The sequence below is a fragment of the Fictibacillus marinisediminis genome (assembly GCF_023149135.1).
In the GTDB taxonomy this organism is placed as follows: Bacteria; Bacillota; Bacilli; order Bacillales; family Fictibacillaceae; genus Fictibacillus_C; species Fictibacillus_C marinisediminis.
The window spans coordinates 1,145,532-1,160,907 of the sequence record NZ_JAIWJX010000002.1; the positions used below are offsets into that span (position 1 = coordinate 1,145,532).

Sequence of the window (15,376 nt, forward strand, 5' to 3'; positions counted from 1 at the left end):
GACATCACGTCCTTGCCGGTTTTTTTGGATGGGCCATAGAAGCAATGTCTAGCTCCAGCGACCTAGACTGAAAAAGAACTGGAAGGACGAAAACAAATGCTCTATTCGTCTCTGGTCGCTTGCGCTTTTCTTTTTTACCAGCCCCGCTCGTATTGTACAGGGATATCAAGTGCTTCTTTTTGATGAACCGTTTCGGCGGCACGCAATGGCCAATATGGATCACGAAGGAGCTCGCGTGCAAGCAGTACAAGATCCGCTTTTTCGTTGCGGATAATTTCATCGGCCTGCATGCCTTGTGTGATCAAACCTACAGCTGCAGTCGGAATTCCGGCTTGTTCGCGGATTTTTTCAGCAAAAAGATTCTGATAGCCGGCGCCGACAGGAATCGGCGCTTTCGGCAGATTACCGCCGGAACTGCAATCAATCAGGTCTACTCCTTCATCTTTCAGCAGCTTGGCCAGCTCGATGGAGTCCTCAAGCGTCCAGCCGTCATCTACCCAATCTGAAGAGGAAATGCGGACAGTGAAAGGAAGGTTTTCCGGCCATTCTTTTCTCATCACACGAACAGTCTCGATGAAAAAGCGAATACGGTTTTCGAAGCTGCCGCCGTATTCATCAGTCCGTTTGTTTGAGACGGGAGAATAGAAGCTGTGAGCCAAATAGCCATGAGCTCCATGGAATTCCATCCATTCGAAACCAGCTTCCCGTGCTCTGATGGTTGCAAGCCTGAAGTTTTCCTGAATCTCTTTAATTTCTTCTATACTTAATTCTTTAGGTTCTTTGTATCCTTCACTAAAAGGGATCGCGCTTGGACCGACCACATTCCAGCCGCCTTGCTCATTCGGCACTCCAGCAGCAGATGCTTCTTTTTGTTTCCAAGGACTGTAGGTAGAGGCTTTTCTTCCGGCATGTGCCAGCTGGATGCCAGGTACAGCTCCATGTTCTTTTATGAAACGGGTGATACGTTTAAATGGTTCAATGTGCTGATCTGTATAGATGCCAAGATCTTCTGGCGAAATTCTGCCTCGGGCTTCTACCGCTGTAGCTTCTACTATAACCAGACCCGCTCCGCCAACAGCGCGTGAACCTAAGTGAACAAAATGCCAGTCATTCGGCATTCCATCCTCAGCACTGTATTGGCACATGGGAGAAACCCCAATTCTGTTTCGAAGTGTTATATCCTTGATGGTAAGTGGAGAAAAAAGATGTGGCATGGACAAGTTCCCTCCTGTAATTTTAAAAGTTAAAAACAAAACCATAGTAACACAATCAAAATAATATGATAAAACAATGTGCTTGTAATAATTCACAGCTTGTATTTTACCCCTTAGAAGAGGAATGTATAACATGGACAAAAAATGACGCGCCAACTGAAAAAGAGACAAAAATGGAGAAGGAAAAACTTCCTTTTTTATCGAATGTAATGCCTTAGAAAGATAAAGGCAGGTGGATTATGTCATACTCTGAAAAACTTATCCAAAAGGTTAAGGAAATGTACATTTTGGATCATAAAGCAAGAGTTCATATTGATAAAACTCAGCATTCCATCAATGTTTTCTTTAGTGATATGAAGTTCAAATTAAGAATTGTGGAAGAGAAAACAGATGAGATCAATATTCGAATAAATGAAGCAGTGCCAGGTGTATTTGCACAAATTATGATTAAACAGACAGTGCTCAGTTTTGAACGGACTCCGAACGGCACAATCCTGGTACAGCTAAAGGATGAGGGAGAAGTGGGGGAACTTGATACACTCGGATGGGACGGCGGCCGGGTGGCTTCCGAACGGTATGACAAGGAGTTTACGATTCCTTTGCTGAACAGTTACCTAAAAGAAGCGTTTGACCAGATTTTATTTTAATAAAAAGCTCTGCTAGTCAATGTTGTTGATTAATTAGTGAGGTGTGATTGCATCGCCTTTTGAAAAGCAGAAGGGTGTAAGCAAGCTTTACCCTTCTGCTTTTCGGGCGCTTCATTTGTTTCACAAATTAGCCGGCTCTTATCATCGCAAGTTAACACCCCTTATTATTGGGGAAAAAGGCTTGAGGGCCTCTTTTAATCATCAGTATTTTAACAAAACATAAAAAAAAACAAGGCGATTTCTAAAAGAACCGCCTTGTTTTTCTATCAACTTAAAATGTGTGTGCGGCATCCTTCGCACGTGCAATACCGTTTTCTTTAATTTCTTGAGCCTTATCAGGCATAGCAGCATGCCCTTCAATAAATACTCCTTCCAATGAAGGAACCCCGAAGAAGTTCATCATTACACTCAAATAACGATGCCCCATTTCAAGATCAGCAGCTGGGCCTTCTGAGTAAACACCGCCGCGAGCTTGAATATGAAGAGCTTTCTTGTCCGTTAAAAGACCAACTGGTCCTTGTTCAGTATATTTGAATGATTTACCTGCAACAGCTACTGAATCAAGATAAGCTTTCATAACTGGCGGGAAAGAGAAGTTCCACAATGGTGTAACGAAAACGTATTTATCGGCTTCAACGAACTGTTCGCTCAGTTCACCAAGACGCTGTACTTTTGTTTTTTCTTCAGCAGATAGTTCTTCAAACCCTTTTCCGCTTTGAAGTTTTCCCCAGCCGCTGAATACGTCAGCGTCAATTTGCGGAATGTTTTCTTTATAAAGGTCGATATGCACCACTTCGTCGTCTGCATTCACTTCTTTATAAGTGTCGATAAAAGCCTTACCAGCAGCCATACTGAAAGATTGAGTTTCATTGTGCGGGTGGGCTGAAATATATAATACTTTTGCCATAGTGTATTCCACCTTTTCTGGTTGTGATATAGAGCAGTTATTGTAATTTCCCTGCTTTAGCAATTATTAATCATAGGAGCAGATTTGTGAAGTAGGCACATTCATGTGGTATAGTATAAAAAAAGGTACTGTAAAACGGAGGCCGACTTTATGAAGAAAAATCCAGAACAATGTCAGGTGGTTGTGGCTCTAGATATGATCGTAGGAAAGTGGAAACCAATCATCATTCAGCATCTGCTTTCCGGTGATATTTTAAGGTTTAACGAATTACGAAGGTTAATGCCGGATATTACCCAGCGCATGCTGACGCTTCACCTTCGTGAGTTAGAAGAGCAGGATATCGTACAAAGGGTGGTCTATCCCCAAATCCCGCCGAAAGTAGAATACTCCATTACCGAATACGGCAAAAGCTTAGGGCCGATTATGGATGCTATGCACTATTGGGGCGCAGCCCATGTGGAGCATATGAAGTATAAAAAGGAACAGGAGGACGCTTCTTTTAATGGAGAGGCGAATTAAAAAGGAAAACTGGCTGGATTTCCTTTTTTGATTCCTGCATCTGTTGGATATCGCTCATCTCAAATCATCCTGCGGGGTTTTCCAATCCACGAACCACTTGAGGAAATCGTTCCAGACGTTAAATAACAAAAAAGCCGCCGGTCACAAGCGAAGGAGGTCCAAGCTTTGACCAGCGGCTTTTATTAATTCTGCATCCTGATGGCCATGTCCGTAAAGCATAAGAAGAACGCTCGTATAGAGAGCCTTAAACCTTGCGAGTTCTTGGGTCTGAAGGTCGATTTCGCCATATACATGAAAGAACATCTCCCGGCCTTCTGGAGGAAGAAAACTGTAGACGATGGACAGGTCCACTGCAGGATGACCAATATGTACGTCTCCCCAGTCGATGATTCCCGAAACTTTCCCATTAGCATCCACTGTGATGTTGCGGATATGCAGATCTCCATGTACGAGAACTTCATGTCCAGCCGTTTCGTACGGTTCTGTAGCTTGAACGATTTGCTCAAGATCACCTACCCGTTCATAAAGCTGAAGATCCATAATTTCGTTTAAAAAGCCAAGCAGCTTTGGACGGCGATTCTCGACACCTAATCGGTCCAGCTCATCATAAGGCACTTGCAGGGACTTTGCCTGTTCTGCCGGAAACGCATGAAGTGCCCGAAGAAAACGGCCTAACGGCACCGCTGCAACTTGTTTTCAGTCTTTAAAAGGGGAACCGCGATCGCTCGGCGCGGAAACCGGAAAATATATTTTCCATTTACAGAATAAACAGTATTATCAAACCCTTTGCCTATTTCATTGACTTCTCCGGATGCAAGTTCCGGGAACTGACCTTCAATGAGCTGTTTTGCCATAAAAGGTGATACAATTATTTCAGCATCCCACACATTTCCCATTCAGAATCCCCCTCTTAAACCAATGATATTATTAATTTATACAATTGGACAGTGAAGTGGCAAGCAAAACCAAGCAGACAAAAGCCTGCCAGGAACATAGAGCTCCGCATGACACTGGGGCTCATCAGCCGTTTGGAGAAATGAACGGTAAATACAAGATTGAGGTTCCATAAGAACAAACCCAGAATAATGGCAAAACTGCAGGCAAGAGAGAATACAACAGAGTGGGAAGAGGTTAAGATATTCAGGGAAGTTCCGAAAACACCAAACCAAAAAATGAGGGAAATGGGGTTGGCAAGGGCGATCATTAACCCTGTTAGGTAGGCACTTCGCCGGTTCATATCGTTCTCTGTAGTTAGCTTTAAGTAAAAGGTTAAGGCTGAACCTATACTCTGCAATCCTAGATAGATTAATAGAATAATGCCAACTATGTACATGATTATTTGTATCCAGTTTACCTGCATGATTTCACCCAGGCCAAAATAAATGCCGAGAAGGAGAAGAACATCCCCGGTAAGTCCTCCAAGCCCTACACACCAGGAAGCAAGGAATCCTTGTGTCAGCCCGCGTTTCATTACCTCTATATTCATCGGCCCAATTGGTGCCGCCAGCCAGACTCAGTCCCAAAAAAATAAAATGTGTGAATGAAATGAAGAACTCCATGTCTGACCCCTTTCCTTGTCCTCTTTTCTACTGTATGCCTTTAGGGGGAGGAGACATGCGTTTTTATAGAAACAGGGTAATTGGATACTAGTTTGTATGAATGTTTTCGATATATGGAAATGTTTTAACCAGGAAGAAACGTGGAAGAGTACGGTGTGCACTTAAAATAAGTAAGGGAGGATTTTTTAGTGAAACCACATCAGCTCTATATTAATGGAGAATATGGATCTTCCACTTCCAATGAAACGATTGATGTAGTAAATCCCTCGACTGAAGAGGTGATTTCAACCATATATAATGGAACAGAAGAAGACATCAACCGAGCGATCGAAGCAGCTTTTGAAGGACAGAAAAAATGGGAAAAAGTCCCGAGTATCCAGCGCGGCAAGGCTGTCCGAAAACTGGGAGACAAAATTCAGGAGAACCGCGAGACTTTCGTTAAACTGCTGTCAGAAGAACAGGGAAAAAGCATAGAGGCAGCTGGAGGAGAGGTCGATACCGCGATTGAATACTTTTACTATATGTCCGAATGGGCCCGCCGTATCGAAGGCGAGATTGTACCGAGCGATCGGCCAAATGAAAACATCTTTATATACCGTAAACCGATCGGAGTCGTTGCAGGAATCGTTCCTTGGAATTTTCCGGTGTTTATTTTGGCAAGAAAGGTTGCAACAGCTCTTATCACAGGCTGTTCCATCGTCCTGAAGCCGAGTCAGCAGACGCCTAACACAGCAGCAGAATTCACGAAGCTGATTGACAGCATGAAGAATGAAATTCCTCCGGGTGTCTATAATTTTGTAACGGGCAAAGGTTCAGTGATCGGCAATGCGATGGCTACTCATCCTAAAGTAGGGATTGTCACCATGACTGGAAGCGTTGGTGCCGGATCTAAAGTGATGGAAGCGGCAGCGAAGAACATTACCAAAGTGAATCTTGAGCTGGGTGGAAAAGCACCAGCTATTGTCACCGAACACGCCGATCTGGATCTGGCGGTTGAGAAAATCAAAACGTCGAGAATTACGAATGCTGGCCAGGCTTGTACGAACGCTGAGCGTGTCTATGTGCATGAAAAAGTGGCCGATGCGTTTATTGATAAAATGGTGAATGCGATGAGAGAGACAAAGGTAGGAAAGGCATCAGATAAAGATACTGAAATGGGGCCTCTGGTCAGCCAAAACCGTCTGGAAACTGTTCATGAGATGGTAGAGGGTGCTGTGAAAAGAGGTGCTAGAGTGCTGACAGGCGGCAAACGGGCAAATATCGAAAAAGGATACTTTTACGAACCGACGGTCATTACGAATGTCACCCAGGATATGAAGATCATCCAAGAAGAAATCTTTGGACCTGTTCTTCCAGTAGTTACCTACAAAACGCTTGACGAGGCGATCGAATGGGCCAATGATTCCGATTACGGTCTTTCTTCTTCCATCTATACGGAAAACGTGCACGAAGCGATGAGGGCTGCCAATGAATTGAAATTTGGTGAAACCTTTGTAAACCGGGAAAACTTTGAAGCCATCCAGGGTTATCACGCTGGCCGCAGAAAATCTGGCCTTGGCGGCGCGGACGGAAAACATGGCGTGGAAGATTTCCTTGTGACACATGCTGTCTATATGGAATACAAAAACTGAAAACAGCGCTAAAATCAGTCTGGCATATCATGTGCCAGGCTTTTTTATGTGGAAATACTCATTGTTTAATGAAAGTTTTTATAATATTATAATAAATATAAATTACAAAAAAAGGAATGAACGGTGATGAAAAGGACTCCGTTTATCAGTTTCTGGATTGCAGAAACGAGCATATCCTTAGCCGACGTGGTCTATATCATGGCGGTTACGACATTTATCTATCAAAAAACGGGATCGGCATTAATTTCTTCATTATTCCCGCTTTTTCAGGCAGTTTCCCGTCTTTCTGCAGGATTTACGTCACCATTGCTGCTGAATAAATTTAAATTCAGCAAACTTCTCATTAGTCTGCAAGGGATTAAAGCACTGCTGCTCACTTTGTTTCTTATCGGATTCGGTTCGATTGCCTCTCATATTATATGGCTGCTTGCATTTATCCTCATCATTTCTTTCATTGAAGGATGGGGGAGCCCTTTCCTCAGTTCGGTCGTACCAAAAATAGTTCTGAGGGAAGAACTTGTAAAAGTAAACAGTTCTTTAGCGCTTACGAACCAATCTGTACAGATTGCAGGATACACATTTACAGGTTACGCAGTCATTAAATGGGGGCACAGTCCTGTATTGATCGTGACGGCTGCTCTCATGTGGCTGGCGGTAATCTGCTTAATCATTTGCAGCCGGTATTTTTATGAAAAAGAGGAGGTAAAACCTTTACCTTCAACGAAATGGGCCCTAATGAAAGAGGGCTGGATCTACTTGTGGAAGATTCCAACCCTGCGTATGGTGACGGTGATGGATGCTATTGAAGGAGTGGCAGGTTCGATCTGGATCGGTGCGCTGACACTGATTTATGTAAAAGAGGTTTTACATAGGGGAGAGCAATGGTGGGGGTTCATAAACGCCAGCTATTATGCCGGAACGATTCTAGGCGGAATTTGCACGCTATGGCTGGCCAAAAGAATTCAGAAACATCTGATCTTAAGCATGGCAGCAGGATCATTCCTGTTCAGCCTGTTTACCCTTCTATATGGTTTAACCAGTGTTCCGTTCTTTGCACTTCTTTTGTGTGTTGCCATGGGGCCTGCCTATCAGCTCAGGGATGTTGCACAGCAAACAGCTTTCCAAACCAACATTGAGAGCGAGCATCTGCCCAAGGTATATGCCAGCAAAGGGATTCTAATGTCCATCATTACGAGCCTATCTATATTTTTAATGGGCTTTGTAGCAGATGCAATCAACATCCGTGCCGTTTATATTCTTGGAGCTGCTCTAATTATGGTTTCTGCTGTCTTGTCTTTTTCCTTGCTGCAGGCAAAGAAAAAAGAGGTGGCAGATCTAAGCAGTCCTTTATAATGGGAAGAAATCGGAAATAAGGAGAAGGATATGAAAAAAACCAAAACGAACGCGATGAGAATACTGGACAAGGAAAAAATAGACTATGAAAATATGAGTTACAGTACAGAGGACGGCAAGAATGATGGGGTATCTGTGGCTCACAAAATAGGGCGTGAGCTGGGGGTTGTTTACAAGACACTGGTTGCCCAAGGCTCTGGCAAGGAATATTATGTTTTTGTCATACCGGTAGAAGCGGAGCTTGACCTAAAGAAAGCGGCCAAAGCGGTCGATGAAAAGAAAGTGGAAATGCTTCCTGTAAAAGAATTGCTGGCCGTTACAGGATATGTTCGAGGGGGCTGCTCGCCAGTAGGCATGAAAAAACTGCTTCCTACAATCATAGAAGAAGCGGCGAAAGCACAGGAGACCATCATCGTAAGCGGAGGGAAGATTGGACTGCAGATCGAACTGTCACCGAGAGATTTAGAAAACGTGACAAGAGCTAAATATGCAGCAATCACAAAATAAACAACGAAGGGGTGGAACCTTTATTCAGGGTTCTGCTTTTTTAATGGCAACCTTACATCATTGTAAGAAAGTGTAAGGTTTGCACATGGTAAGGGAGCCTCATTCCCTCATAAAATAGAAATAGAGGAAAAAGGATGATTCATTAAAAAAGGGGGACAAAAAATGACACTTACACAATTTAATAATGAAACCTTCAGGAGTATCAATGATCTTGCTGGCAGCTTTTCTGCTGCAAACCCAGTCATGGTGTTTTTAGCGGAGTATATGCTCTATGCACTTGGGATCCTTGTTATCGCCTGCTGTTTCACTCGCTCCAACCGCAACCGGCTGATGATTGTTTTTGCGATCGTGAGTTGTGGGATTGCAGAGATTCTTGGCAAACTTGCAGGTCTGCTCTATTCTCATCATCAGCCTTTTGCAGAACTGCCGAACGTGCATCAGCTGGTCGAGCATGGTATTGATAATTCATTTCCAAGTGACCATGCCATCATCTTCTTTTCAATCTGTACCACCATTTGGCTCTTCAGAAGGAAGGAAGGCTTCATTTGTCTTCTGCTCGCTTTTTGCGTCGCTTTTTCACGCGTTTGGGTCGGTGTACATTATCCCATCGATGTGGCAACGGGGACATTGCTGGGTATTGTTTCATCAATGGTTGTCTATAAAACCATGTTTGCTAGTCGATTGGTTAAGCGTTATGCAGAAAGCGGTGTAAAGGAGAGAGTGGAGAACTTTTGATAAGTTCTAATTAAAAATAAACAGGTAGAAATCCGTCGAATAGTGTCGCGTATAAACGGCTTGAAAATAAAAGAGTAGTTTTTGAACATAAAAAAAATTTTTTGAACATAAATCGGTATTTTTGAACATAAAACCTGAACATTTGAACATGAAAAATACGATTTTGAAGGTGAAAGGGGCATATGAGCCCCTTACAGGAATCGTGGATGGGTCAAATGGTTGTCAAGTATCATAGATCCATAGAACGAAATTTCAGATCCCTGACAAGAGCGGGATTTGCAATACTCGCTCTGCGTGAAGGTACACCGCAAAGAGATAATTTCAGCAATGAGGAAGAGTTCCAACGCAGGCGGCGGATCCCTGTAGTTCTCGCTTTCTCTTGCATTAAAAAGAATACATAGCCCGTGAAAAGAAAGGAAGGGTTTCATTGTCTGTACGAAGTGTTTTCATGAATGAAGAACACCTGGATGCATGTATTGAGCTGTATCAAAATGTTTTTAACAGCAGTCCGTGGAATGAGAGCTGGACCGTTGAAACGGCAAAGGAGAGGTTATCCGATTTGGTGAATACACCGAAGTTTCTCGGTTTTGTATTTTATGAGAGCGGCCAGTTCATTGGCTTTATTGCGGGCAACAGTAAACGAACCTATAACGGAGTAACGTTCTATATAGCTGAACTTTGCGTGAACAACAAGATTCAAGGGAAAGGCTATGGAACTAAAATGCTGAATTGGTTTGAAGAAGAATTGAAAAGAAGAGAGATTCAAAGTCTTTATTTATTAACTTCCAAGGAAGGACTGGCAGAAGCGTTTTACCTTAAAAATGGTTACAATGTGAACAATAACCGGATCGTCATGAGAAAAGAACTTTAAGGAGGGAACCACAATGATCAAGATGGGTATACAGCAAAAGATGTAAATAATATATTCTTGTTCACTTGGTCTGATAGTTGCTTAATGTAAATGCAGCTTCCAATTATTAGGTTGATGGGAAAATGGATTGTGTACATCAAGATCGGTGTTATACGTTTTTAATTTGTTACATAAATATATTCAGATGTATTTCAAGAAAGAGGAGGGGGTTCTGTGCACGATCATGATATTGAACAAATAGAATGGTCCGACAGACAAGTTTATTCCACTTCTTAAGGAAGGCGTCTTTATGGTTCTTTTTTAGGTGGATTCTTTATGGATTGAGATTTGTTGTGAACGAAGAGGAAAAACTCTCTTTAAATGAAAATCGTCTTTGAAATAAGTTAAACAAAGATCTAAATTCTCTGCCATGGCCTACAACCTTCAAACTGATGAACTGCATTGGCAGGAAGTTGATGCTTTGAAGAATACAGAAAGCCATTATTATATTGGTCGAGCTATCTCAGCATTAGCAAATGATCCAAAGATCATGGAGAAAAGTGGACAAGGGGTAAGGATTGGCGATCTGGCAAAAGAATATGGATTTACCGATATAGATGGGCGATATATCTATCCATTCAGCATTTAATGGTAGTAAAAGGTTCATATATGAAACAGATTGATGCCTATTCCCTCGTCGTTACGTTCTTGGCAACTTCTTTTGCTGTAACAGCTATTCCTGAAGCGATAGTATTACAAACGAACTCAGCACGATTTTTAAAGAAAAAACAGGGAAATACGGTTATCTCAATGTTTGACGATAACTATTAAACAGAAGGGAAACAACCAATTAAGATAAAATAAACGCAAAGCTAATTGCTTCGCGTTTATTTTGTGAGAATTATTTTACTGTAGTTGTGGGTGATCACCACTATTGGGCGGGTCAGCAACCTCTATTGAATAGTGTATGGGGACTTGAGCTTGAGCTTGAGCTTGAACTTGAACTTGAACTTGAGCTTGAACTGGAGCTGCGTTTTTTCACTTTTTTACATTTACATACTAATTTTACTTTTTTAGAAGAACGCTTACAACCACAGTGTTTTTTCTTTTTGGACGACATAAAAATCCCTCCAAGCCGTTATAAAGTGAGAAAAAAGGTTTAACCTTGTCTCTCACTTTATCTTATGCAGAAATCTAGTAATGCGTTTGGACAAGCTGGAAAAATCTCTTAAATAAAATGCTAGTTTACAGAGCTAACCTCGTTTTGACGAGTACTTATTCCGATTTATCGTACGCCTCCGCCCGGATTTTTTACAATCATTTTCTAAATTTCCGATACTTTTGTTTATTTTGTTGAAACTTAGGGCCCAAACCTTTTGAAAAGTGGGTTTTTTGTTATCATAAAGGTATTCAAGCAGATATAATGAAACATTGATTTTGGGCATGAGTTTTGGGATAGAAATTCTACTAAAAAGAGGCTTATCACAATCTCTTTTTTGACTCATCCCAAAAACGACTGTTTATGGTACCGGTTTAAGGATAGTGCTAAATTTTCTTTGTTCCGCAATCGGGCCAGATTGTTGAATAACATTTGTAAAGCTGGAGGTTTTGAATTGATTTATAAGCGTTCACAAATAAACATAATTGTTTCTTGGTTCGAAAAGTATTCATGGTAAATTCTATTCGAACAACTGTGTAGAGCACAAAAGCGCATCATTGTGTCGTCGATCCGAAATTCAGTATAAATCTTAGCAAAAAGTTTCACAATGAGGTCATCATGATCTTTATAAGCTTTTCTGTCAAATAACAGCTAATCTATTATGTTTCAAATAATACTCTCATGCCCGTATTTCTATATAGATAATTTGGAAAAGATTTTTTATTCAATGTGTCGATTTTGGTGTTTCCCGTTCGTTGTATTTATAAAGAGGTCAATTAGGGGATTTGCCTCTAAAAAAGAAGGAGGAAATTTTTATGCTGTTTATGCTGATTGTCAAAGCCTCGAAGAATTCGGAAGCCGGAAAGCTCCCGAGCTCTGAGCTCATTGAAGCCATGACGAAGTACAATGAGGAATTAGTTAAGGCAGGCGTGCGGGTTGCGGCTAAAGGACTTCATCCAAGTTCAAATGGGATTCGCCTTTCGTATCCGAAACCAGGGGAAAAGCCGGTGGTTACGGATGGTCCATTTACGGAATCAAAAGAATTGATTGCCGGGTTCATTCTGATTGATGTGAAGTCGAGGGAAGAAGCCATCGAGTGGGCCATGCGGATGCCGGACCCGCAAGGACATGGGGAAGGTCAGATTGAATTGCGTCAAGTATTTGAGTGAGGCGCCGGAGCTGACCGAGGATCCAGAAATGTTGGCCAAGTAAGCGGAATTACGCGAGAAATCTGAGAAGGGAAGGCGATCGTGATCACCTCTAGAACCAAGCGTACCATTTAGGCAATTTGTATTCGCTCCATATTCAAATGGATAATTGATGAAAGGATTTCTTAATAGAAATCCTGCAGCTAAATTGAAAGAGCCAAAGCTTGGAAAGAGAATCCAAAATTTCTTTCTGAGCTTGAAATCGAACATCTGAGAGAGGGCTACTACAACTCTATGAAAATGCCTTATTTGAGTTCTTTTATTCCACTGGCTGTCTTATTGGAGAAGTGGTAAAGCTTAATCGTGCTGATATCAACATTAATACTAATTCTGTCATTGTTCATGGAAAAGGTGATAAGGAAAGAGAAGTGTACTTCAATACTCGTTGTTCCTTATGGTTGAAAAGGTACTTAGACAAACGTAATGATCAAGAACCTTTTTATTTATAACAGAGAGAAGACCAAAAAGAAGAATGAGTATTGACCTTATAAGATACATTATAAAACGTATCTCCAGTCGGCAGGGATTAAGAAGAACATACATCCACACCAATTAAGACATAGTTATGCAACCCATATGATAGACAACGGAGTACCTATTGAAGTCATTCAAAGTCTAATTGGCCATGAGAAGAGTGAAACCACGAAAATTTATGATCAGCTGAGTGGTAAACTAAGACATGATTTCTATACCAAATACTTTTAGAAAGCGCATTCAATCAGAGCGTGCTTTTCTTATTTAATGGAATAAATGATTGAAATATTTTCTTTGTATTGAAATAATTGGTACTAAGTTAAAGGGCAGTTTAGTTGAAGAGAGAGGGGGAAATCCTCTCCCTTTTAATTCATATTTGGAAAAAAAGCGAGGTAATTATTTATTGTTCAAGTTACGGTCTATTTCTTATAACTTGATATCGGTTTTTAAGGCAATCTATTGGGCAGAGACTATTTCAGTCTCTGTCTTTTTTGTGGTCTGAAACCAGCTAAGTCTGAAGTCTGATATAAAAATCAGGCTTTAGCACAATTTTGAAAGCTTTAGAAAAAAGGTAATATGGAGTCATAACAACAAATACCCTATGGGGGTACCGCGAAATTTTGCGGTAATACACAAAAAGAGTGCGGTTTTTATCTGTTCAAACTAAGTACAATGGGAGCGTAGTTCACAAGGGTAGTCAATAACCAAATATCCACATTTTGAAAGTGGAAAATATGATTTTTGTTCAGGATGTATCAAACGTTTATTCATTGGAGTCGGGAAATTTTTGCCGCGTTAAAGAATAACAACATTCAAATCCGAAAAGGCGAATTAAGGAGGAATATAAAATGAAAAGGTTAGTAGTACGTTTAGCTGTTTATGTATTGATTTTCGTTGTGTTTGTGGGGGGGATCGGGTTCTATGGCTTTAATCGTCATCAAAAAGATTTTTACTTTAACGTCCGCCATGAGCCAGTTCCTTCGCTACAAGGAGTGAATATACCTCAATACGATCCCAATAAACCTACAGTAGCAGTCGTATTAGCGGATTCAAGTATACCAACCGAAGACTTTGATTTTCTTATTCCCTACGAACTGCTGTCGATGACAGATGCTTATAATGTATACGCCGTTGCACCGGACAAAAACGTGAAGTCCTTATCAGGCGGACTGGATGTAATACCACATTACTCTTATAAAGAACTGGATAACCTATTAAATAAAAGTCCAGATATTATTGTGGTCCCTTATATGCCCGGAGTAGATGAACAGAAATATCAACCAACTCGCGAATGGATTCAACAACATTCCAGCAGTAAAACCTCCACTTTTTTCAGCATTTGTGGTGGGTCACAGAATCTTGCCGATGCAGGTTTATTAAAAGGGAAATCAGCCACCTCACACTGGCAATTCCTACCCATATTAATGAAGCAATATCCTGATACACATTGGAAAGAGGATGTGAGGTATGTTCACGAAGGAAATACCTTAACTTCAGCAGGTCAAAGCGCAGGTATCGATGCAGTACTTCACCTTATATCTCAGAAACTAGGAGAACCTGTGGCTGCAAAAATATCCAAGGAAATTAGTTATCCTTCTTACCAATTCGTTCAAAATCCAAAGGTGGACCACCCTTTTTACGTGGATATAAAATTTGCAACATATTGGCTAAATCTTGGATTCCATTGGAATAAGAAACAAATGGGGGTACTTCTGTATAAAGATATGGATGAAATAGCTTTATCTTCTATATTTGATTCTTATGGAGACACCGGAACGACACAAGTCTTGACCGTTTCTAGTTCAGATGCACCAATAACTACGAAACATCATCTTAATATACTGGCTAGGCATCAAATATCTAATGCTCCAAAATTAGACAAAATGATCATACCAGGTGGCAACGCAAAATCACTAGCGGCAGCAGATGTAAGACTTTGGCGTGAAAAGGGTAATGCTAAAGAGACCCTCCTTATTCACAGTGATTCACCAAACAGCTATGTATTCGAAGCACCATTGGAAGACTTAGCTAAACAAGAAGACCTTTTAAGTGCCAAGCATGCTGTAAAACGATTTGAATATCGTGCGAATGGTATCCATCTAGAGGGCAAACCATTTCCTCTTGAAACATACGGCAATGTACTTCTAATCGGCTTACTAGCATTGTTGGTAACTTTCTGTATTGACAGACGATTCATTATGAAGAAACCAATTTTTAAATCGTATAAACAAGCGAGCTAATCACTACCGCCTTCGGGCAGATACAGTTTGTGATGAATTGTAGTCAAACTGGGCAAGAGTTTTTAGATTGAGCTGCCGTTATGGCAGCTTTTATTATTGGATGTCAAAATTAGGTATTGCTTTAGGACGTACCATAAAAGATGTTTTCATATTGGCATTTTAACCCGTCCGTTAAAAATCCTTAAATAAAGTTTACATTCTATATAAATCATTCGTTTATGCATATTGATATCAACGATGTATGGGGATTTTGACGTGTTCTATATAAAAATTGTCTATTGGAGGAATGTTATAATGTTCACCGTATGCTCCGTGGCCTATAAGCAATTTCCCTTGTGTTTATTTAAAATAATTTCCTGAACCGTAAATTACG

General features: G+C 41.0%; 16 protein-coding genes and 2 pseudogenes. 13 read left to right on the forward strand and 5 right to left on the reverse strand.

The window, feature by feature from the left end; genetic code table 11:
• Positions 1-134: 134 nt before the first annotated feature.
• A complete protein-coding gene (locus tag LCY76_RS06335; RefSeq protein ID WP_248251923.1) occupies positions 135-1,214 on the reverse strand; it encodes an NADH:flavin oxidoreductase/NADH oxidase in 1,080 nt (359 codons plus the stop codon).
• 239 nt (positions 1,215-1,453) lie between these two features.
• On the opposite strand from LCY76_RS06335, the gene LCY76_RS06340 reads away from it, so the two are divergent.
• Positions 1,454-1,861: a hypothetical protein gene (locus tag LCY76_RS06340; protein WP_053355235.1), complete on the forward strand. Its 408-nt coding sequence runs from the start codon at positions 1,454-1,456 to the stop codon at positions 1,859-1,861.
• 271 nt (positions 1,862-2,132) lie between these two features.
• Here the strand turns inward: LCY76_RS06340 and LCY76_RS06345 are convergent, their stop codons facing one another.
• Positions 2,133-2,768: an FMN-dependent NADH-azoreductase gene (locus tag LCY76_RS06345; RefSeq protein WP_248251924.1), complete on the reverse strand. Its 636-nt coding sequence runs from the start codon at positions 2,766-2,768 to the stop codon at positions 2,133-2,135.
• Positions 2,769-2,918: 150 nt separating this feature from the next.
• Here LCY76_RS06345 and LCY76_RS06350 point away from each other — a divergent pair, with 150 nt between their 5' ends.
• Entirely contained in the window at positions 2,919-3,287 is a 369-nt protein-coding gene (locus LCY76_RS06350; protein WP_248251925.1) for a winged helix-turn-helix transcriptional regulator, read from the forward strand.
• A gap of 141 nt (positions 3,288-3,428) precedes the next feature.
• Here the strand turns inward: LCY76_RS06350 and LCY76_RS06355 are convergent, their stop codons facing one another.
• Genes LCY76_RS06355 through LCY76_RS06365 form a run of 3 tightly spaced genes read right to left on the reverse strand, consistent with a single transcriptional unit; the run spans position 3,429 to position 4,794 of the window.
• Positions 3,429-3,968: a phosphotransferase gene (locus LCY76_RS06355; RefSeq protein WP_248251926.1), complete on the reverse strand. Its 540-nt coding sequence runs from the start codon at positions 3,966-3,968 to the stop codon at positions 3,429-3,431.
• A complete protein-coding gene (locus LCY76_RS06360; RefSeq protein WP_248251927.1) occupies positions 3,959-4,183 on the reverse strand; it encodes a hypothetical protein in 225 nt (74 codons plus the stop codon). The genes LCY76_RS06355 and LCY76_RS06360 overlap by 10 nt, the downstream gene beginning before the upstream one ends.
• Before the next feature lie 14 nt (positions 4,184-4,197).
• Positions 4,198-4,794 (reverse strand): LysE family translocator, encoded by a 597-nt coding sequence (locus tag LCY76_RS06365; protein WP_272885692.1) that lies wholly within the window; start codon positions 4,792-4,794, stop codon positions 4,198-4,200.
• A 240-nt stretch (positions 4,795-5,034) separates the two neighbouring features.
• Here LCY76_RS06365 and aldA point away from each other — a divergent pair, with 240 nt between their 5' ends.
• The 11 genes and pseudogenes from aldA (at position 5,035) to LCY76_RS06420 (ending at position 15,003) form a co-directional block, all read left to right on the forward strand.
• Positions 5,035-6,477: an aldehyde dehydrogenase gene (gene aldA / locus LCY76_RS06370; RefSeq protein ID WP_248251929.1), complete on the forward strand. Its 1,443-nt coding sequence runs from the start codon at positions 5,035-5,037 to the stop codon at positions 6,475-6,477.
• 126 nt (positions 6,478-6,603) lie between these two features.
• Positions 6,604-7,830, forward strand: a complete 1,227-nt coding sequence (locus tag LCY76_RS06375; protein WP_248254609.1) for an MFS transporter — start codon at positions 6,604-6,606, stop codon at positions 7,828-7,830.
• 30 nt (positions 7,831-7,860) lie between these two features.
• Positions 7,861-8,337, forward strand: a complete 477-nt coding sequence (gene ybaK / locus LCY76_RS06380) for a Cys-tRNA(Pro) deacylase (protein ID WP_248251930.1) — start codon at positions 7,861-7,863, stop codon at positions 8,335-8,337.
• Between the two features lie 162 nt (positions 8,338-8,499).
• A complete protein-coding gene (locus LCY76_RS06385) occupies positions 8,500-9,072 on the forward strand; it encodes an undecaprenyl-diphosphatase (RefSeq protein ID WP_248251931.1) in 573 nt (190 codons plus the stop codon).
• A 427-nt stretch (positions 9,073-9,499) separates the two neighbouring features.
• Positions 9,500-9,943, forward strand: a complete 444-nt coding sequence (locus tag LCY76_RS06390; protein ID WP_248251932.1) for a GNAT family N-acetyltransferase — start codon at positions 9,500-9,502, stop codon at positions 9,941-9,943.
• Between the two features lie 460 nt (positions 9,944-10,403).
• Complete coding sequence (locus LCY76_RS06395; RefSeq protein ID WP_248251933.1) at positions 10,404-10,571, forward strand: hypothetical protein; 168 nt, start codon at positions 10,404-10,406, stop codon at positions 10,569-10,571.
• Between the two features lie 20 nt (positions 10,572-10,591).
• Positions 10,592-10,753, forward strand: coding sequence for a hypothetical protein (locus LCY76_RS06400; RefSeq protein WP_248251934.1), 162 nt, complete (start codon positions 10,592-10,594; stop codon positions 10,751-10,753).
• Between the two features lie 125 nt (positions 10,754-10,878).
• The gene (locus tag LCY76_RS06405; RefSeq protein WP_248251935.1) at positions 10,879-11,085 is read left to right on the forward strand and encodes a hypothetical protein; all 207 of its coding nucleotides are present in this window, start codon (positions 10,879-10,881) and stop codon (positions 11,083-11,085) included.
• An 811-nt stretch (positions 11,086-11,896) separates the two neighbouring features.
• A pseudogene (locus LCY76_RS06410) lies at positions 11,897-12,293 on the forward strand (YciI family protein).
• 77 nt (positions 12,294-12,370) lie between these two features.
• Positions 12,371-12,994 (forward strand): annotated as a pseudogene (locus LCY76_RS06415) (tyrosine-type recombinase/integrase); the annotation flags it as partial.
• 617 nt (positions 12,995-13,611) lie between these two features.
• Entirely contained in the window at positions 13,612-15,003 is a 1,392-nt protein-coding gene (locus tag LCY76_RS06420) for a DJ-1/PfpI family protein (protein ID WP_248251936.1), read from the forward strand.
• Positions 15,004-15,376: the final 373 nt, after the last annotated feature.

Coding starts and splice junctions, on each gene's coding strand:
- LCY76_RS06335 (WP_248251923.1), bottom strand. CDS start 1,214: ATGCCACATCTTTTTTCTCCACTTACCATCAAGGATATAACACTTCGA.
- LCY76_RS06340 (WP_053355235.1), top strand. CDS start 1,454: ATGTCATACTCTGAAAAACTTATCCAAAAGGTTAAGGAAATGTACATT.
- LCY76_RS06345 (WP_248251924.1), bottom strand. CDS start 2,768: ATGGCAAAAGTATTATATATTTCAGCCCACCCGCACAATGAAACTCAA.
- LCY76_RS06350 (WP_248251925.1), top strand. CDS start 2,919: ATGAAGAAAAATCCAGAACAATGTCAGGTGGTTGTGGCTCTAGATATG.
- LCY76_RS06360 (WP_248251927.1), bottom strand. CDS start 4,183: ATGGGAAATGTGTGGGATGCTGAAATAATTGTATCACCTTTTATGGCA.
- LCY76_RS06375 (WP_248254609.1), top strand. CDS start 6,604: ATGAAAAGGACTCCGTTTATCAGTTTCTGGATTGCAGAAACGAGCATA.
- ybaK (WP_248251930.1), top strand. CDS start 7,861: ATGAAAAAAACCAAAACGAACGCGATGAGAATACTGGACAAGGAAAAA.
- LCY76_RS06385 (WP_248251931.1), top strand. CDS start 8,500: ATGACACTTACACAATTTAATAATGAAACCTTCAGGAGTATCAATGAT.
- LCY76_RS06400 (WP_248251934.1), top strand. CDS start 10,592: ATGAAACAGATTGATGCCTATTCCCTCGTCGTTACGTTCTTGGCAACT.
- LCY76_RS06420 (WP_248251936.1), top strand. CDS start 13,612: ATGAAAAGGTTAGTAGTACGTTTAGCTGTTTATGTATTGATTTTCGTT.